Below are 22,129 nucleotides of genomic sequence, written 5' to 3'. Positions count from 1 at the left end.
GGGCGAACAGTTGCCGGGCCTGCTGGTGCAGCATGGTCAGGTGCTGGTGTCCAGCGATGGCCGCCTGACCAGTTACGGCTGGCAGCAGGACGACGAACGCTGGGAAGCGGATTACTGGTCCGATATCACGGACGGCAGCGGTGTGTTGACGCGTATGGACGGCAGCATTCTGGTCGGCGGTAATCGTGGCCTGCAGACCACACGTCAGCCGAACCTGTCTGTCAGCGGCGTCACGCCGGCGGACGGCAGTGTGCTGGGCCAGGGGCAGCCGGTACGGATTCGTTTCTCCGATCTGATCAATACCGACATCGCTGCCTCGGCGGTCAATCTCAGTGATGATCAGGGCCAGGATGTGTCGGGCAGTGTGACGCTTGAAGCGGTCAATACGCTGCGTGGTGGCTACATCGAACTGATCCCGCATCTTTCCGGTGACACCACCCTGCATGTGGCGGTCAACGACACCCTGCGTTCGCTGGATGGTCGCCTGTTACAACAGCCGGTGAGTTTCAGCTTCCCGTACCGCGATGCCATGCCGCTGCATATCGAACGTGTTGCCAACGCAGCGTCCGACCGGCCATTTGTCCATGCCGAAGGCGGCGAGCGCGTCGTCATTCACGGCAGCGGCTTCGGCCATAACGCTGCGGCGCTGTCGGTGCAGGTCGGCCAGACCCAGCTGGGTGCCGAGGCCATTGTCCAGGTCAGCGACAGTCAGATCGAACTGGAACTGCCGCCATTGCATCTGGGCGCGCAATCGCTGGCGGCCACGGTCACCGTGCGACGCGACACCCTGCACGCGCGGCTCGACGGCGCGCTGGTGATCGTGCCGCGCCTGGAAATTGTCAGCATCAATCCGCACACCGGCCCGCCCAAAGGCGGCAACTGGCTGGAGATTGTGGGCCGGGGTTTCCATTCCGGCGTGGTGGTGACCGTGGGCGGTCGACAGGCCGGCAATCTGGAACTGCTGTCGGCGAATCGCCTGCGCGTGCGGGTGCCTGGCGGCGCCTTCGGTTATGCGCAGGTGGCAGTGGAAAGCGCGTTCTTTGATGACGAGCGTGCTTACTCGCCGCAGGATTATTTCTATGCCGGCAGTGCCACGGGCACGACGGCCCTGCCGGACGACCGGCCCAGCCCGGTGGCGGCCATCGCTGCCGGCGAACAACTGATCTACGCCGTGACCGGCGGCAGTTATGACATCGAGGATCAGGACGGCCGCGTACTGCGGCGCTTGAACAGCGCGGTGGCGCGGCTGATCGTGGTAGACACTGCCGATGCCGTGCGCCCGCAGGTACTGGAAAAGGCGCTGGCGGACGAGACTGTGCCGTACTTCCACGAAGTGCACGGTGGCCTGCCCGAGACCAACGGCTTTGTGGATATCGCCCGCGATGGCAGCGATCTGTATGTGGTCGGCGGCAACCGCGTGTTCCACTTCGATGTGACGGTGCCGAGCGACCCGATCCTGATCAGCGAAGTGCCGCTGAATGAAATCGTCGGCGGGCAGACGCTGGATGCACGCCTGCGTGCCGTGGTGGCAGACAATGGCCTGGTGTACACGGCCAGCAGCATCGGCATTCATGTATTGCGCCGTGACGAATTCGGGCAACTGCGCATACTGAAACATATCGACCGGTTGGCCCTGGGCGGCACACCGGACCGGCTGGTGCTCGCCAACGATCGTCTCTGGTTCAGCATGGAAATCGGTCGCCGCGTGGCGGCGGTGGAACTGCTCAGTGGTCGTTACGATCTGGTCGCGGATGTACCGACGGTTGATGCCGGTGGCACACGCTTCCGTCCGCGTGACCTGCTCGTGCACGGCGAGACCGTGCTGGTGTCCACCGGCGAACGTGGTTCAGTGGTGGCCTATGAACTCGATGGTCAGGGCGGCGCCCGCTTCGCCGCCGAACGGCCACTGACCTATCTGCTGCGCAACGGCGCGCTGAGTGCCGGCCGCATGACCCTGGTGGGCCAGACGCTGCACGTGGTGGCAGGGCAGGGCGACCTGCAACTGTACGATATCAGCGACTGGCTCGCGCACCGCTTCAGCGACGCACCGCCGCTGCGGCATTATTTTGCCGTGACCGGCGACGTCAACAGCCTGCATGTGACGGCACGTGCGGTCTACATTGGCGCGGCGTTCCCTTACATCAACGGCGCACCGGGCGAAAATCCGGTCAGTGACCTGCAAGCTGTACAGCAACTGGGTGGCAGCGTCAGTGCACTGGAAAACAGCTTGCTGGTGGTGATGTCACACACCCCGGACGCAGAAGCCGCGCACCCGGCCGCCGAGCCCGTCAGCGTGTCGTTCAACCGCCTGCTTGATCCGTCACAGTTCAGCGCCGGTGCACCGCCATTGCTGGACGTGCTGCATAATGGCGCGCCAGTGTCCGGCGCCCTGTCGCACGAAGTGACGGGCGAAGGCAGCCGTCTGGTCTTCCGTCCCGCGCAGCCGTTCCAGACAGGACAGCGTTACCACGTCCGTCTGAGCGCCGGTACCCGTGATCTGCACGGGGCGACGCTGGAGCATGAATACAGTTTCCGGTTTGTCGCTGCGGCAGGGCAGCGTCCGGTGTTCGACAGCATTGACCTGGACAGCGGCAGTTGGCGCGGTGGGGAGGAAATCTCTCTCTTCGGCAGTGGCTTCGACAGCGACACCGTCATTCGCATCGGCGATATCGTACTCACCAGCGACGATTTCCTGTTGCTGACTGCCAATGAAATCCGCTTCCGCCTGCCGGCACTGGCCGGCGCACCCGGCAGCAACCTCCCGGTGGCGATACAGATCATCAACGGCGGCCTGACCACCACCGTAACGGCGACCATCACTTACGTGACCGACCCGAGTATCGAAGCCATCGGTGCGTTCGATCCCGTGGCCCGGACCCTGGACCCGGCCCTGGTGCGCTTCGGCTTTGGCGACAGCCGCCTGATCGCCGTGCAGGGGCAGGGCATTGCCGACAGCACCCGCGTACTGGTGGCGGGCGCGCCGGCACGTGAACTGCAACGGGTGCGTCATGATCGCCTGGTGTTCCGCCTGCCGGATAACCAGATCGGCCCGGTACCGGTCACGCTCTACAACCAGCCGGATCGCACCGACGCGGTGACCAGCGAGCAGTTGGCGATTGATTTCATCGCGAGTGCGCAACTCGATGGCCGCCTGAGCGTCCGCGACGAAGACCGCATCGCGCTGGCCCAGCCGACAGGCTGGGGCCTGTATGCGGGCAACGGTGCCGCCTTGCCGCAACTGATTTCGCAAGTTGATCTGGGCAGCCAGCTGCGCGCCAACGAACAAATTTCAGCGCTGGCGCTTCAGGGCGCCAATGCGCTGGCGCTGACCAGTGCCGGTCGCCTGTTCGTCCACGATCTGAGCAACCCGCTGATGCCGCGCCTGCGTCACCAGTGGGACAATCCCGAGCAACGCGCGCTCAGTACGCCGTTGCTGCACGGCAATGTGATGCTGCTGCGTGACGCGCAGCACTTCCTGCTTGGCACTTTGGCGCCGTTTGCGCTGGCGCCGCACGATGCGCCGGGCCTGCGCGATGCTGTGCTGACCGCGCGCGGTGTCTACCTGCTGTTTGCCGACCGGGTGGAATACCGTCTGTTGGCCGACCCGGATGCCGTGGCCGAAAGCTACCCGCTGCTGATGCTGAACCCGGCACGCCTGCAATGGCGCGACGAGCGCCTGCTGGTGATCGGTGCCGGCGAACTGGAAGTGTTCGATACCCATTTCCCGGCCTCGGACCTGCGCGCCGGGCTGGGCATTGCCAGCCTGCCGGGCCTGCAGGATGCGGCACTGAACGGCGAACTGCTTGCGGTGCTGACACAGAGCGGTGCCAGTAACCGTCGTATTGCGCTGTACGATATCGGGCCGCACGCGGGCAACTATGTATTGCGCAGCGCTTATGTCGCCAGTGTGCGCGCCACTGGTGGCGGCAGCTGGCAACCGCAGGGCGGCCTGCGCTATCGCGGCGACCGGCTGGAATGGCACAGCGGCAACGCCCTGTGGGCGGCGTCCGTGCCGCTGGACAACCTCTGGCGGGTAGGCCCGTCACCCATCGATGGCCCGCGTCAGGAACTGTTTGCGAACAAGACCGGCCGCACCGAAAGCTGGCATGCAGTGGGGCTGGATGTCAGCGCTACCGATGCCGCCGTACCGATCATGGGCTATCAACGTAACCTGGGCGACAGCCTGCGCTTTACCCTGCACGGCGACAATTACCAGCAGGGCGAGCGTTACCGGATCGCGCTCAGTGACACACCGCTGTTGTCCATTGCCGGCGGGGCGGTGCAGTTCGATATGCCCTGGCATCTGGATGCCGCACCGCTGTTTGGTTTCGACACGCCGCAACTGACCGGCCTCACACCGGCCAGCACCATCACCGGGCGCCCGGTGACGCTGGTGCTGAGTGGCCAGCATCTGGACAACGTGACGGCGCTGCGCATCGGCAACGATCTGTTCGCGCCATCGGACTGGCAAGTCAACGCCGATGGCAACCTGCTGCAACTCACCGTGACGCTGTCTGAACCCGGCCTGCATACCGTGGTGGCGACGCTGGCCGATGGCGATGCACGGGTGATGCCCGGCTCGCTCATCGTGACCCAGGCGCTGCGCATGGATGACATCAGCAGTGCAAAAACACCGGCCAATACCGTCAGTGATACACGCGCTACCGATATCACCGTGACGGGTGCCGGTTTTGAAGGTGATCTGCGCGTCCACCTGCTGCGCACGGCACAACAGGAGCAGCCGGCAGACAGCAATCGCGTCACGTTCAGCCGCCCGGCGGGCAGCACGCAATTGCGTCTGCAAACGCAGGGCGGTGTGCCCGGTGAAACATTGCAGCTTGTGGTGATTCGCGAGGCCACCGATGAATTCCTGCTGGCCAGCGAGGCGCAGTGGCTGACGGTGGTCGATGATACCTTGCCGGAGGTCACGCTGGCGCAGCGCCCGGCCTATATGACACCGCTGGAACTGCTCGCCAATGAGGCCATCTCGGTGGGTGGTTTCAGCGTGCTGCGGACGCCGCTGGATTACAGCGGCCAGCCTGCCCAGGACGTCAGCAGCGAGTTCACGCTGCAACAGCTTTCCCCGGCACGCTGGCAATTGCGTCTGCGCGATGGTCACACGCTGTCGCATAACGCCTACTACGATTTCAGCCTGACCGATATCGCCGATACCGCCGGCAATGCCGCCACTGGCAAATACCATGGCGGCACGGGTTCCACACCGCTGGCCGATCCTGCCTTTACGCAGTCGCCGGTGGCCGGCGAGGCGCGTTTCCGTTTTGTCGCCAACGATACGCTGGCACCGCGCAATCTGCGTTTGCAGATCATCAGCGAAAGCGGTCGCAGCGTACCGGCTACTCCCGTCACGCTGGCGGTGGCACTGACCCGTGGTCGCGAGTACGGCCTGCAATTACTCGCCGAAGACAACTACGGCGGCCAGGTGCAGCACCGTTCTCGCCTCTCCAGCCATTACCCCGGTCAGTACAGCAGTGGCTATGTGGGCACCGGCAATGACGGGCGGCTCGCCCAGCGCATCCTGGAAGATTTCCAGCGCTTTGAGCTGGTGGCCGAGAGCCATGATACGCAGGGCAATATCGCACGCGGTAGCTTTGAAGCCCTGCTGCGCGACCCGCAGATTGAACTGGCGGCCTTCCACACCGACCCGGACGAGCCGGAAGAAGCGGTGCGCACCGTGCTGCATTACCGCATCAGCGGCGATGTGGACATGCTCAAGAGCTTGCAGATGCGCGTCACCGACCTGGCCTCCGTGGCGCCGATGAATGCCATGGAAGGGCTGATGCTCGCTGCCGACGGACAGAGCGTGACCGGCAGCCGCAGTTTCCTCAATCCGAAGATCCGGGACATCGCACCGGAGCTGGCCGGGCAGACGGATATCCAGGTGCCGGTCTACCTGGATGCCACCTTTGGCTTCAGCGGCGAAAAACGCATGACGGCGGGTTACACCCTCTACCGTGACCGCACGCCACCGACGCTGTCGATCGTGTCGCCGCAGGACGGTGATTTCATCGCCTTTGATGAACGCACTGATGTGCTGATCCAGGCGTTCGACAAGTACGGCATCGAGCAGGTGGACGTGCGCCGCGATGGCGGCGCCTGGATGACGCTGGATGATCCGCGCCGCTACAGCTTCACCGTCAGCGCCGATGAGTTCGCCGAAGGCGTGGTCCCGCAGGTACAGATTGCCGTACGCGCCAGCGACCCGAACGGCAATGTCACCACGGACGGCATCACGCTGCGTGCCTACGACCCCAGCGAAGGCGCGCCGGAAGTGGCCATTCTTGCACCGCGCAACGGTGACACTTTCTATGAAAACGAAGCGGTGACCTTTGAACTGGCCCTGCGCCAGGTCACCTCGGCACAACTGTGCCTGGATGTGGGCGGTGAACTCTCCGCGCCGGAAGACTGCGTCGCCGTCACGCGCGCGCCGGAAGACGATGAGCGCCGCTTCGTCACACTGCGCCTGCCGCGCACCGGCGAAGACATCGTCGTGATCGCGCGCGTACAGTCCGGCTCCCTGAAAGGCTATGCCTTCCTCAACGTGCGCGCCGACGATGGCCTGAGCCATGTCCCCGAATGGCAGGTGACGCCATCGCAGCGTGTGCTGGCCGGCACCGGTCTGCGTCTGCGCGCCGATGCACCGCTGGACATGGTGGATTTCAGTGCGGCGTCGACGCTGGATTACCACGACCCCGACGACGCAGCACCCGTGTCGCTTCCCATGGCCGGGCTCGACAGCTGGCAGCCGGTGACGGCACAGGGCGAACAACTGCGCATTGACGCAACACTGCGGGATCGCTCCGACAACAGCGTCACCGACAGCCGCACGCTGCACAAGCTGCCCTTCTTCACCGGCGAGCAACAGACACTCTGGCAGAGCCAGCCGGGCGAAACATTGCAGACGCTGGTGCACGCACCCGCCACGGGTACGGTCTGGGCAGTGCGCGATGCCCAGGGCGTGGCCCTTTATGCGGCGACAGCATTGGTAGGCCGCCTGCCGGATGGCGCGGAACTCATCAGCCTCCACGCCGGTGGCAACGCGCTGTACGCAGAGATCGAGTTGCAGGCGCAACGCTATGTGCAGCGTTATCTCAATCAGGGCACACAGTGGCTCGACGCAGGCCGGCAACCGCTGGCCGGTGAGGTGCTGGCGGCGCACGGCAATATGCTCTGGGTCAGCCTGCGGCAGGCGGTGGAATTGCTGATCTTCAATGGGTCGGGTGAGGGCATCCCGGTGGCTGGCCTTGCACTGCGCGAAACGATCCGCGACGCCGTCACGCGCCAGGATCATCTGCTGGTGCTGACCGACAGTGGCATTACCGAGATCGCGCTGGATATCGGCCAGGCGCCGACGCTGGTCAGCGTCGCTGAACATGCCGCCGTGGCGTTTGGTGTGGACCGCTTTGATGGCCTGGCGGTGCAGCAGGATGTGCTCTGGGCCTGGCAGGGGCAGACCCTGGTGCTGCTGCGCACGTTGCCGGCGGGCGCCGGCTGGGCCGCGGGTGATGCCCTGACGATGCTTGCGCCGGTACAGCAGGTCCTCGCAGACGGCAGTCTGCTCCGTGTGTTGACCGGCAGTGGTGCGCAACGTGAATGGACACTGCTGGAGCAGGGCGAAGTCGTTGGCCTGTTGCCGGACAACGGCGCACCGGGCGTGTCGAGTGCCAGTGCCTGGATACAGCCACAGACGGATGCCGGCGGTGACACAACGCTGGTGGCGCGCGCAGTGGATCGTCAGTTGGCAGCCCCGGCACCGCTACTGGATGTCGTCGCGTCAGCGACGGGCGTACACGTGCAGATCAGTGGTCTGGATGCGCGGCGTGCAGAGGCCGTCTTTACGCGCACTGATGGCGGGATTGTGCCGGCGCGTCTGCAACGCCTCGAACGCACTGCGGACGACATGACGTATGTCTGGTGGCTGGATGCCGCTGACCTCAGCGAGGGTGAATCCTTGACGCTGACGCTGCAACAATCCGGGCGCAGCGACAGCTTGTCACTGACGGTACCCGCTGCGGTGACACCGACCACCGGGCAGGCGATGCCGGCGTCGGGTACTGTGTTGGCGCTGTCGGCAGACATGCCGGTACAGATTCCGTTGAGTGCGCCTGCCCAGGCCGCCTCGGCGACCTGGCAGGCTGAAGACGTCCTCGCTGGCGTGACGCGCATGGCGCTGTTCGAAAATGCCGACGGTGAGGCGCGCGCGTGGCAGTGGGCGCGCGCGGCCTCGACGCCGGCCAGCGGCGTGGTGACTTTCCGCGTCGAAGACGCCACGGTGGCGACGCATACCGTGGCCACGGGTGATGTCAGCGGCGACGGCATCCAGGCCACGCTGCTCAGCCCGGCCAATAACAGCAGTTTCCGTTCTGGCGACGCGGTGCCGATCGAATATCGCGTCAGCGATGCGTTGGCGCGCACTCTGAAGCACGTCGAGATCAGCCTGCTGGATTTCAATGGCAACCTGATTCAAAACACACGTCTGGCCAATGCGGCGGGCCGCTTGGCATGGCTGTTGCCGGCGGTGAACCAGCGTGAAGTGTTTACGCTGCGGCTGCGCGGTTATTTTGGCGAGGCGCACGCCTGGCAGGAAACCACCGTGGGGCTGACCGTGCTGCCGGTACGTGGCATCGCTCAACCCGTGTTGCAGGCGCCGTTGCTGGTGCGTGCCGGCGCACAATTCAGCGCCGGCCTGGCCGAGCCGCTGCCGGCAGGCAGCACACAGGTGGTGATCCGTGACGCCTCGGACAACACGCTGGCGCGCGGCACGCAGAATGTGTCGCTGCAGGCACCGGCGGCCGGCAGCCGCCTGCGCGTTACGGCCAGCGCGGAGGACGGCCAGGGCAATCACAGTCAGGTGCAGCGCGCTATTAACGTTCTGCCCGGCTACGACTGGCAGCCCGACGGTACGCTGGCCGCAGATCATCTGTTGCCGGATGTGGATCGTCTGTGGGTGGCCAATGACCGTGACCTGCTGGATCGCCAGGGCACAGTGCTGCGCCGCTTTGACGCGCCGCTGACGTCACTGGTCAGCCTGGGTGACCGCCTGCTGGTCAGTGTGGCGGGACAGGGCTTCCATGTGCTCGACCCGGGCGAGAGTTTCGCCTCGGTGGCAACGCACCCGCTGGCGGACGATATTCAAAGCATCACCCGCTACGGTGAGTGGCTGTTTGTGCAGCTGGCGGACGGTATCCGTGTGTTCCGCGTCAGCGGCAACACGCTGACACCGCAACCGCTGGCCGAGACGCGCCTGCGCCAGTTGCTGGGTGCAGAACAGATCGTGGCGTTGCGCGCGGATGCACAGGGCCTGCTGGTGCTCGACGACAGCGGGCTGCACCGCATCACCCGCGACGGATCGCAATGGACGGTAAACACATTGCACGTCCTGGCAGGGGGTGTGGCACTGGCCCGCGTTGGTGAGGCGCTGGTGATCGCCGATGACCGGGGCGGCCTGACACGCCTTGATCGTCGCGGCGCCTTCCGCCTGCCGGCGACGCGTCCCATCGCGGCGTTGGCCGTGGCCGGTACCGATGTGCTGGCGGCCCTGACCGATGGCCGCACGCTCGCCGTTTTCGACGCCGGCACAGCCGGCACGTTGCAGTCGCTGGGCGATTACAGCCTGCCGGCATTGGGCAGTACGCTGGTCATGCAGGGTGACCGGCTGTACAGCGGCGGTCGTGTGTACCGCTGGCAACAGAGCGGCGCGCCGGTGCTGCTGGCAGACATGACAGCATTGGACACCGTGGTTGCCTCGGCGGCCCGCGACGGTGAATTCATGCTGGCCGGCGCACTGGCTGGCGCGGGTTATGTGCAACCGTCGGCGGAGACCGACAGCGGCTGGGCGTTGCGCCAGCTTGGCGCGCCGTTCACCACGCTGGTGGACAACGTGGCGTTCTCGGCCACACAGGATTATGTGCTCGAACGGGATACCGGATTACTGCACCGCTACCTGCCGGGAGGCAACACACCGGCGCAGACGGTCAGCCATGCCGGACGTCTGCCGTCGCTGCTGCACAGTACCGGGCATTTCCTGATCGCGGTGGCCGGTGACAGCCTGCTGATCCACGATCCCGCAGACCTGAACGAACAGACGGTGTTCACCGTCCTGCCGGGCGACAATATCGTGTCACTGAGCAGCCACGGTGACGTGTTGTATGTCGCCACCGCCAGCCGGCGTCTGTTCCGTCTCAGCGGGCTGGCGTTGCCCTTGCAGGTGCACGACATCCGCCGCACCGATGTGCTGGACGGTGGTGCGGCACAGTTGGCGAACCTGGTCACCAGCGGCGACCACCTGTTCTTCACTGCGGATGATCAATTGCATCGCCTGGATACCGGCTCCCTGCAGGATACGCTGGTGCCACTGGCCGGCACGGTGGACGCACTGACGGTGATGCACGGCCGCCTGTGGGTCGCGCTGCGCGATGGCAGTGACAACCGCTTGATAGCACTCAATCCGTTTACGCTGAGTCAGGACGACGTGTCGTCTCTGCCATTGCCGGCACGCGCCCGTTCACTGGCCAGCAGTGGTGATCGCCTGCTGGTGACGTTGCAGGGCGGCGGCGTGCGTCTGTATGCCGTCAATCTGGCAGACGCCGGTGGCGTGGCCGCGCCGTTGCTGCCCGCGCCGGGCGTGGTGTTCAGTCAGGGCGGCGAACTGAGCCTGAGCCTGACCGATACCTTTGCACTCGACAGCGTGCGCTATCTGGTCAACAACCGCGTCGTTGCTGCACGGCACGAAGCGCCGTTCGATGACCAGGTGCCGGTGCCGGGCTTCCTGCGCAACGGCCAGCCGTTCTCGGTGATTGCCGAAGCCAGCCGCGCCGACGGCACGGTGGTGCGCTCTGTGCCGCGCCAGGTGCTGTTGCAGGGTGAAGATCTGCCGGTCAACGGTTTCCGTGTCGTCATCACCGAACCCACCGCCGGTGGTGTCAGCCATCTGCCTAAGCCGCTGGAAGTGCGCGCCGATGTGCTCGACAGCAGCCTGCCGGTGGAGCAGGTGGAGTTTTATCTTTCCGAAACCACCGATGCGTTTGGTGCCTATCAGATCGACGGCAAACACTACGGCCCGCAGTATGTGATCCGCCGCGACTACGATGAAAGCTACAACGGCCGCTGGCTGAAAGTGCGCGCCATCGACATGTTCGGCAATACCACCGAATCGGCACCGGTGGCGATTCATCGCGTGCTGGATGCCGATGCACCGCTGATCGGCGGCGTTGGCATCGACGAGGATCATCTGCTGGTATCGCCGGGCCGTGTGGTGGAAAAACATCCTTTCACACTGCGCGTGCCGGTCAGCGACCCGGGCAGCGGCGTGGATCGGGCTCTGCTGCGTCGTAACGGCACCATTGTCGCCGCCCTGTTCAGCGACGGTGACCTGGTCTTTACCGAACGCACGGCGCTGCGGAATGACGTACTGGATTACAGCGTCGAAGTGACCGACCGCGCCGGCAACCCGGCGCAGGCGAACTTCAGCCTGCAAGTGGTGGAAGATACCCGTCCCGTGCCGGCGCTGGTGCAACCGCCTGTGTCCGTACTGGAGCAGGGGCCGCTGAAGCTGATCGTGTCAGCGCAGGACGACGTGGCGCTGCGACAGGTGCGTGTGAGCTGGGACAGCTTCGCACTGGGTGCGCGTGAATTCAGCGGCTACACCCGCAGCTCGGGCGAGCTGGCCTTCAACGGCCGTGATCGCCGCGCGGGCCGTATTGCCGAGGTGACGACGGCGACGTTGCTGATCGAGGCGCAGGATGATCTGGGTCAGGTCGGCCAGCTGCAGCAGAGCATTAGCGTACAGCCCGACCGCGCACCACAGATGGACGCGCTGATGCTCAGCCAGCCTGACAGCAATTTCTACGGCAGCACCCACACCGTCAGCCTGAGCAACCTGCTGGCCGTGGATGAAGGGCAGGACGCGGCGGAAATCGTGTTGTTGTCCGAACAGAATGCGGTGCTTGCCTCAAGAACCCTCTCGGCGGGCAAAGGCACGCTGTCGATGACCGTGCGTCTGCCAGACGCTGACCTGCCGGACGACCGTTTCAGTTTCCGCGTGCGCTACACGGATCATCTTGGCCAGCAAGGGCTGTCGGCCCCTTACAGCGTGCAGATGTCGCGCTTCCCGAACGCGCTGCAGTTCGATGACGGCGATGGTTCGCTTAACCCACGCGTGTTCCGTGCCGGTGCACCAGCCCGCTATCAGGTGCGGGTGATCGACAGCGCCGCGCGGCCTGTGGCAGCGCAGACTGTTGACTGGCAATTGCTGCGCGATGGCCAGACCGTGCAACAGGGCAGCGTGAGCACGGGCCTGGGTGGCCTGGCGGACTGGACGCTGGATACCGCATTGCGCACCGGCATTTACGATTTGCAGGCCTCCGTACGTGGTTTCGCCGTACGCAACATTTTGCGTCTGCGTGTCGATGCGGGTGCGCTGGCTGCGGTGAATGTGGCGCATATCCCTGCCGTACAGGCAGGAGAGCATATGGCCCTGTCCATTGAGGCCGTCGATGCCGGTGGTAACCCGGCCCTGCTGCCGGAAGACGCACAACTGCAACTGGCGTTGCCATACCCCGGTTTCTATTTCGGCTTTATCAATGATGCTCAGGCTGAACCGATGGGCGAAGGGCAGCGCATCACCCTGACTCTGCGTTCGCCGGCGGTCACATTGCCGGTGCGTGCAGGCACTGTCGCGGGCCTGTACCAGGGCGAGGTGAGTTTGCAAGGCAACGGTGTGGCATTGCCGGTGCGCTATGACCACGACGAGCAGGTGGCCACCGCGCCTGTGGTGGTCAGTGCGCTGCCGATGGAAGTGGTGCATGCCGCGCCGGCACGCCTTGCCCTGACACTCGCCGGCTTCGATAACCACGCGCAGGGCGAAGCAGACGTCCTGGAGGCGGACGAAACCGCCACGGTACAGGTGAGCCTGGAAGACACCTTCGGCAACCGCGTTTACCAGTTTGCCGACGCGCAGACGGCGTTTGTTGCCACCGTGGCTGTGGACGGCGATGCCACCGTGGAAGGCGAGAGCAGCCATACTGCGACGCTGACCGCCGGCGAAACCACCGTGGCGGTTACCACCACCGTGGCAGGCGAGGTGCAGGTCAGCATCCCCGAGTACCAGCCGGGTGTGGGTGAACTGTTGGCGGAGCCGTTGACACTGAGTTTCCGCAAGCGTCGTCCCGCTGTGGACAACATCGAAGTCGAGCAGGCGGTGAACAGCCTGATCACCCCGATTGCATTGACCTTTAACGAACCACTGGCGATTGAAGGTGTGACGGATACCGGCATCCAGGTACTGCTGGAAGGCCTGCCGGTCGCCGGCCACTGGCTGCTGGACGACACGCTCGCACGGTTTGTGCCTGACACGCGGTTGCCGCTGGGCGAGTGTGTGACGGTGGATACCACGTCATCACCGCTGCTGGGCCTGGCGGAAAGCGATGCGTTGCTGCCGCAACAATTGCAGGCCTGTGTCGCGCCGTTCGCGTTTGCTGTACCGGAGCAGGGCTATCTGCTGGAACAGGCCATGCTCTCGCTGGTACTGGACAGTGAGTCACCGGCCGGGCTGCTGCCTGACCTGTATTTTGACTGGCCGGAGCTGGGCAGCGTGCAGCCGACCCAGATGCCCTGGATGCTCCAGGTACCGTCACTGGCTGAACGTGACGACGGCACGCCTCTGGTCATCAACGCCTATGCAGCCGGGCTTGACGAGGAATATATGGCCTCCGCCAACCGCCTCGAATTGCCGGTGCTCGACCCGGCGGGTGATGTTGACGGCGATGGCCTCAGCAACCTGCTCGAATCGCAGTACGAGGCATTGAACCCGCTGCTGGCCGACAGTGACGGCAATGGTGTGCTGGATGGTCAGGAAGATTTCGACGGTGATGGCCTGACCAACGTGGAAGAAGCTGCGTTGGGTACGTCATTGATCGACAGCGATAGTGACGGCGACGGCCTGGGTGATTACGACGAGGTGAATATCCACCTCACCGATCCGTTGTCCGGTGATAGCGACGATGATGGCCTGCCAGACTTTGTCGAAGTGATTTCGGGCGGTGATGCCACGGATGCGATGGTGCGCTTTATCGATCCGTTCTTCATCACGCAATTGCTGCCGACGCAGAGCGCCGTGACGCTGGACCCGCTGCTGAATCCATATGCCGACCTTGGCCTGACGGTGGTGTTCGAGGCAGAAGGCCGCCGCTATGAGCTGGATGCCGCGCTGCTGGATAGCCACGAACTGCTGACCGTGACCAGTTCGAGCCCGTCCGTTGCGAGTGGCGAAGGTCTGGGTGTGCGTGGGCACGCGCCAGGTACGGCGGTGATGACCCTGGCGCTGCTGGAAAATCCGCTGGTGTCCACACTGGTGTCTGTCACCGTGAACGTGCCGCCGGAACGTGATGCCGACGGCGATGGCGTACCGGATTACCTGGAACTGCTGGAAGGCAGCGACCCGACCGATCCGGACAGCTACCAGCTTGATGGCGCGCGCGTGGCCTCGCTGTCGCTGCCGCAGTCCCTGAGCGTGTCGCTGAGCGCAGGCACCTATCGGTTGCCGCTGGTTGCCCGCATTGATCATGGCGGCCATCAACTGACGGTGACCGGTGCGGCGCTGGACAGTCTCGTCACGCTTATCAGTGCGGACAGCAGCATTGCCAGAAGCCAGCAGGGCCTGCTGGAACTGTTGCGTGATGGCGAGACGCTGGTGACGGCATCGCTGACGGACTATCCAGGGGTCATGGCGTCCACGACACTGACGGTGACACCGTCGGAAGAGGAAATGCCGCTGATTGTGGCATCGAATTCTCCGGTGGATCGTCTGTATCGCGGTGCGGAATACGGCCGGACGGTGTTGCTGGCGGTGGGAGATTTCAGTCAAATTCCCTCGTATGCAGCGATGGATCTGTATCTGGGTAACCAACGTGTTGCGCAGGGCCTTCACGAGTTGTACTCCTGCACTGAATGCGCTCCTGGTGTGTATGCTCAATGGCGTAGTTCCGGGGAACTGGCGCTGGTAATGCCATGGGGAGTGCCCGCTGATCTGCCGGAGCAGATTGAAGTGCGGTTCACGAGTGGTGGCGCGAATCTTCAATTGACCCTGAGGTTTGATGATTATCCCGAAGAGACTTCCTGGAGGATTCAGAATCAGGCATCAGAGGTGCTTCGCTCTGGCGGGAACTATTCTTCGGGCCAGGCAAACGATCAGGTCGTTTATATCGAGAGCCTGCCTGCAGGATGCTATGACTTCCTCATCGAGGATGACTTCGGCGATGGTATGTGCTGTGGTGAGGGAGATGGCGGGTACGAACTGCTGGATCTTCTGACCCATCAGGTGTTGGCTCAAGGTGGCATGTTCGGCGACGCAGACCAGGCTGGTTTCTGTCTGGCTGAGGCGGGAGAGAGTGAACTCATTGCGAGCTTCATGATTCCTTTGCCTGTCCATGATGATGAAGCTGCTACGCTCGAAAACGGGTCGGTATCGCTCACGTACTTTGAAGGTGAAATATTCCGGCCGACCTTTACGCTGCGCTCGTCACCTTTTAACAGTTCACGCGTGACTTATCTGATTGACGGTGAGCCCGTCAACCAGCCGGAACCTGTCTATGTCGACGGTCTGGATGTGTCGCGTCCGGATGCCTTGCCGGTATCGGGACAGCGTATCCGCATGCGGGCCAGTGAGGTCGGCTTGCCCGGCATGGAAGCAGTGCATCTGTACCGGTTCAATCTGCCACAGGAGGCGAGCCCGTACTTTGAGCTGGTTGATTGGGACCACGCCGCGCAGTTGGACTACATGGCGATGATTGTCTCGGTAGCGACGCAAGTGTCGTACCCGTGGGATCTGGCCAATGGGCTGTTTGCAGAGACGCTGCCAGCCGGTGACTATTATCTGGTGCTTATCGCCGGCCATGGCATTCCTGATCGTGAGCCGATGGCCTATACCACGGAAGAGGGTAGTTTCCGTCCGCCGCTGGCTTCGTTCCGCCTGCTTTATGACAGCAGCGCAGCGGTGCCCGTCCACACGCAACCCTATATCTCGTTCACGCGCAACCAGGATACGCAGGCGCATTTCCATGAAATGAACCTGTCGCCGCTGGTCATGGAAACCTGGATGGACGGACGCACGCTCAGTGTGGTGCTGGAGGAATATACAGGCGCCGACACGCCGATCCGTGTTTCACAGCAACTGCTTGGCACGCTGTCCGTGTCGGCGGTAACCGAACCGGCAAGCTGCCCGGCGGTGACGGTACGCCGTACAGGTGATGCCATGCAGATGCCCCTGGTCCGCTATCATGCAATGCCGGTCATCGCTTTCTCGGGTCCATTGGACACTGCTCATGCCTACGCTGTCTGGGGGCTGGAACTGAGTCAGGTTGGCGCGAACTTCATCGGTCTGGCGGACGAGCTTGGCAATTTGCTGCCGAACCAGCCGGATATCGTCGAGCATGGTAATGGTCTGCTGGATATCTATTTGTACAGCGGTATGTACCGGGAACTGGTGGCCCAGTATGGCAGCACGGATACGATCCATTTGCTGGTCGAGAATGCCTGCTCTGGTGAAGAGGATCTGGTACCGCTGACATTGCCGCACACGCTGCATCTGGCGGCGCCAGAGATTCTCGATGCCAGCTATACCGGCTCCGGTATGCCAATGCAGGGTGGTTATGTCGACGTGTCGGTGAAAGACACGGACGGCGATCTGGAGTGGATCGGCGTGAAACGCCTGACTCAGGTGTGCCAGCCGTATGTCTATACGATGGGAGCTGGTTCAACACCGGCATCCTGTCCGGGACAGTGGGTTACCGAGGAAGAAGAGTTGGCGAGCCTGGATCTGCTCTCCCGAGGGTTGCCAATGGGAGGCTATGCCTGGAACCGGAACGCACCAGTCGATACCACGCTGCGCTTGCCCTTCATGCTGACTGAAATGCCTCTGCTGCCCAGTGATGAGCTGGTTGTATTCGCGGGAGACGGCGATGGAAATTATATTGAGTACGCGCTGCCACCAGAGAAACGTCATTACCATGGTGATCGGGATGGCGACGGCCTGCTGGATATCATCGAACTGGATATCGGCACTGACCCTGATACGGCAGATACGGACGGTGATGGCCTGTCGGATCGGGAAGAATATGTCGAGCATGGTACCGATCCGCTGAATCCGGACACGGATGGGGATGGTGTTCCCGATTTTGTCGAATGGGTGTCCGGCAGTGATCCGCTGGACCCGGGCAGTGTGCAAGTGGCATCGCAGTTTGTATCGCGCCTGCTTATGCCTGCGGAAATGAGCGTTTTCCTGTCCGATGCTCCCTATCGGCCCGATGTCACCGCCGTGTTCGAGCATGAAGGCGTATCAGTTTCCTTTAACGCGGGCGCCATTCCCGGATTGCTGCTCTATAGCAGCACCAATCCGACGGTGGCCGAAGTGGAAGGCGGAGCCTTGCGACTACGGTCTGCCGGGCAGGCCACCATCGAAGTATCCCTGGCATCGATCCCTGCACTCAGTGCAACGGGGGAGCTGCATGTCGCCGAAGCCGTAGTGCTGGGCAGGGAACCACTGTATCGCGGTGCGGAATATGGCCAGGCCAGAGTGTTGCTGAAAGACATGGGCGGTGATTTCCACGTCGTCAGTGCCACCCTGGATAACGTGCCGGTTACTGTGGTGAACCGATGGGGCGGTGCCTGCGAGATCTGTGCAGACGGCATTACGCTGCACACTCTCTCGCCGTACGAAGGCCTGCTGCTGACGTTTGATCACGGTGTGCCGCCTGATCTGGAAGGCGAGCTGCGTCTGGCCATTGAACTGGACACCACGAATGGCGGCTACGAAAACCGGGTGGTGACTACACAGCTGGCTGTGCAGGACCTCGAGGGGATCGCCGTGGCCGCGACTGATGCCGTGCAGGAGGAACTGGTGCCTGGGCAGGTGTTGATGCCGGTAACAATAGTGCCCACCGGGGCACATAACTCAACGGAAATCACTTACCTTCTGGATGGTCAGCCAGTGGGTGTCCATCACGCGTTACCTTTGATAGGTGATACCGCACGGTTGCGGACCCGCTATCACTCGGTATCGGTCCCTGAATCACCCATGGGACAGATTCAGTATTTTGGTTTCACCGTCGGACCGCAAGGGGCGAGCCCGGTGTTCCGGAATGTTCGTTATCTTGATCATGTAGAGGTAGCCCTGGCTATTGTTGACGCCACGACGGGTGAGCTAGTGCCTGGTACCGAGGTTACGCTTGAAGAGACGGATGCCTTCGCGCTTGATGTGGCTATCCCGGAAGGTGATTACCTGCTCGCCATGGCGGTGAGCCCTGAAAACAACGATTGGTATGAACAGGGCGCCTCCGGGGACGGGTACTTTTTTGACGACGGTAGTTTCCCGACACCACCACCTGGCGAATACGCGTTGCCTGAGTATGGTGCGGTGCTGGAGTTCCAGCTTGCATATCATCCTCTGATGATGGCACCGCGAGGGGCGGCAGGCATTACCCTTGCGTCAGCTCACAACACGCTGGAGGCATTCCATGTGCGTCGCGAGATGCCGCTTGTAGTGACGGAGGATATGAACGAGGGATTCCTGTCCGTCAGGGTGATGGAGTATCGGGCTCATGGGCTTGAACCGCTGATCACAGAAGTACCGCTTGGTGTTCTGAGCGTTTCTCCGGCGCCAGCGTTTTGCGGCGAGGGGACTGTTGAAATCGTCTCTGGCACATTGACGGGGCTATCCGGGAGTCATGGTTGGTCTTCAATCCCGCTGATGCCGGCTAACCAGCCCGTGATCGACCTGCTTGATTCGATCCCGCTGTATGACACGAGCGGACTACTGGAGTGGGAGCCCGCACAGGACTATATTCCCGGCCAGTATATGCTGCTCAGGGCATCGTCTTCCCTGATGGACATTGCCCTGGACTTTGGTGATGGCCCGGCGGCGGATTCCTTTGCGGTTGCGCCAGGGTTGATCGCAGTGGACATCGGTACCGTTGAACCTGGTTCATCCTACCTTGAAGCGATACTCTCTGAGCCGGGCTGCCCCTCGCATACGCAGGTGTTGCTCGACAGGCCATCCAGTGCCCCCATACTACAGATCAATGATTACCCCGATTATCTGGCACCTGATATGCTCACGGCGGTGTCTGTGACGGCCGTTGACGAAGACGGTGACCTTGACCGCCTGATACTGCTTGGTGAGCGGGCGGCCATCTGTATTGACGATGGCGATTCATGTGACGACCGTCATCTGGTCATGCTGGGTTATCAGACGTTTGCCGAGCGTTACGAGCATCGTGGAGAAGTGGTTGCACGTTTGCCGGCGGTTGGTCATGACCGGGTGGGCGGCAAGATGGATGTGCCGGTTTTTTACTCTGAGCGTCCACTTGATCTGAACAGGCCGGCAGGCATCACTCGAATACATGCCATCCTGATTGATAGTGCAGGCCATGCCACGCTGGTGAGCACCGACGTTGTGGATCTGGGTGACGCCACGGACAGCGACGGAGATGGCCTGCCGGACGCCAAAGAGCGGCTTTTGGGTACTGATCCTCTGCGTAACGATACCGATGGCGACGGCATCAATGACCTGGTCGAAGTCCTGCTGGGAAGCGACCCGGTCTCGGCCTCGGATTATCCCGGTGCGTCGCACATTGCTGGTATCGCGAGTGATATTCAGTGGGCGAGTTCTCCGCAAGCAATTGAACATACGCTCGGGGTTGATGGTGTGCGGGTGAAGCTGCCGGATGTCAGGTTGAATCTTATGGGGCGCGATGTGGTATTGCCTCTGTACCGGATTATCGAACCTCATCAGATATCCGTATCGGAAACCGGCATTGCAGTGGTTTCCGGTGATGCGGAGCGTTATTGTGGTTCTGACGAGTTTGCCTGCCTGATGTCGCAGTGGCTGGATGACAAGTTCGGGTACGGAACAGGTCTTTACGCGTTACGGCCTGGCTTGGCCGAGGTAACCGTTTCCTTGCCTGACGGAGAGCCTGTTACTGTGCCGCTGACCGTCAACCGTCTCTCGGGCCCGATACCCGCTCTCAATCAGGCGAGGGTTCCAGTGGCTCAGGTCTACCAGGGAGGGGATGGTCAGTGGTTCGCAAATGCGATGCTGAACATTGATGCGCCCTACGACGTTGACGCCGTGTATCTGGCTGAAGGTGTGGATGATTACTCCAGCATGTTGTATGCCCCGTCCTGCAGCGGTTGCGGGTCAAGCAATATAGGCTGGGCAGGTTACAGTGAAGCCACCAGACAAATGCGTCTGGATATCAATATAACGCCTTCAGACCCGCTGCCACTCTATGCCGGGTTGTTCAGCGAGCAATACGGATATTTCAGCACCGACGTTGTGGTGCAATTGGACCCACCTGCATCGCCTGCGGTAGTGCATGATCCGGTGTTCAGTGCAGCCTCCCCGGTAGACTCCGGCTATATACTGGAGATGCCTGCTGTTGCCGCGCCGGGCCTCCCTGGCAGTGCCACGCTGCAAAGCGGACTGGGCTTCCTGGCCGAGACCATGCTGGAGCCGCTACGCTGGGTCAATAACCAGTTCATGCGCTACAGGACTACTGTCAGCGCTTCTGTTTACGCCGCGCACCACCGCCGTTTCTGGTTTGATGGGTCCGTGCCGCCAGGTGACGCGCTGATCAATATTGAACTGAACGCTCCTTACGGTATTGTGGCTCGTCTGCTGAGAGGGGATGACGTCAGGTCTGGCTTCGATGTGTCGGATATCGTGGCGGGTGCCGTTGAATATATGGGTGTGGTTGGGGATAAACGTCGTTACCAGGTAGTGGCGCCGGATACGCCGGGGCTTTATTACCTGGTGATGAGTGTGGCCCACGATAATGGTACGCCGGCCATGACTGACGAGCAGGCGGTAGATGGCACCTATAGCTGTTACTCGAGCTCCGTGTGTCGTAATGGCGCATACATCTCTGTAACGCCAGCCGTGCCTGGCTATGCACCCTTTATCGTCTATGAGACGGCCGCCTCTGCCGAGGACGCGGGCATCATATCTTCGCGGCGGGAAGACCGTCTGGAGCAGCCCGATGGTTCTGTACTGTTCCGCGAGTATCCTCTGAATGGCCCGAAGGCATGGCGTTTGCTGGATGAGCACGATGGCCATGCCTGGCAATCTGCTTTGCTGACAATGATGGGCGAAGATGTGGAACGGGTGACCTTGCCTGCCGTACAGATTGCCACTGCTGCCACGTGCCAGGTGGGAGAGGTTTCAGCTGTGTGGCTGGGTGATGGTGCCTATTCCTCCTTGCCAGGTTATGTGGACCTTCCGTCTCCACTTGACGCCGTTGGTAGAATGGTGAACACCGTTATGACCGAGCCAAGAAAAGTGGTTCGTGATTACTACGGTCAGTACAGTGTTTACGACGGTGTGTCGTTGCTTGAGTGGTGGGACAGTGCCGTACGCAGAGAGCACTATCTGGATGATGGCATCTTCGGCATTCGAGTCGAAGCCAGCGATGCCGTGAATCTGTCGCTGCGCAACGTGGGGGATGAGTACTCCCTGCGTTCCCCGGACGGTGTGTACTTCTATGTTTATCGGTATGACTTTCCTGCCAACGCGCAGGATATCCTGCAGATGCAGCTGGTGGACGACGTGTTGCCCTTGAGTATCCGCACACGATGCGGTACGGCGATGGATGTTGATGTCTCGTTGCGCGAGAGCTATCCCGAGCCGGAAATAGTCCTCCTGGATGAGCCGGTTACGCTGCATGCCAACGCGGTGTCACGGGTTGCCTTCACGCTGCGTGATGAACGAAGGGACATTGTCATGCTGGCACTGGGCCTCGATGTGATGGGGCAGACCACAGTGATTGCCGAACAATGGCTGGGTGATCCGCCGCTACTCGATAATGGCAGCGGCACACCCTATGTACGATCGCGATATGGCGTGGACGAGCTTTCCTTTGATATGCCGGTGGCATTGCCGCCGGATATCACACCGGGTCTTTATCCTTTGCAAATCATGTTGCTGGATACGCGGGGCGATTTCCATGTCGAGAGCTTCGAGATCGAAGTGTTGCCGCAGCACAGTATCCCAGGCCTGCCTGCCTGGCAGCCGCCGATATTGCGTCGTGTTCATTTGATCGATGCACCGCCCCCTACTTGA

General features: G+C 62.3%; 1 protein-coding gene (cut by a window edge). It reads left to right on the top strand.

Annotated elements, in window-relative coordinates; translation table 11 throughout:
• Positions 1 to 22,129 carry the 3' portion of an Ig-like domain-containing protein gene (locus tag S7S_RS11240; RefSeq protein WP_169745567.1) on the top strand. 18,239 nt of this gene lie to the left of the window's left edge, so only the last 22,129 of its 40,368 coding nucleotides appear in the window; its start codon lies off the left edge, out of view; the stop codon is at positions 22,127 to 22,129.

Source organism: Isoalcanivorax pacificus W11-5 (assembly GCF_000299335.2).
In the GTDB taxonomy this organism is placed as follows: Bacteria; Pseudomonadota; Gammaproteobacteria; order Pseudomonadales; family Alcanivoracaceae; genus Isoalcanivorax; species Isoalcanivorax pacificus.
The sequence above is the reverse complement of the archived record's forward strand: the minus strand, read 5'-3'. Positions and strand labels throughout refer to the sequence as shown.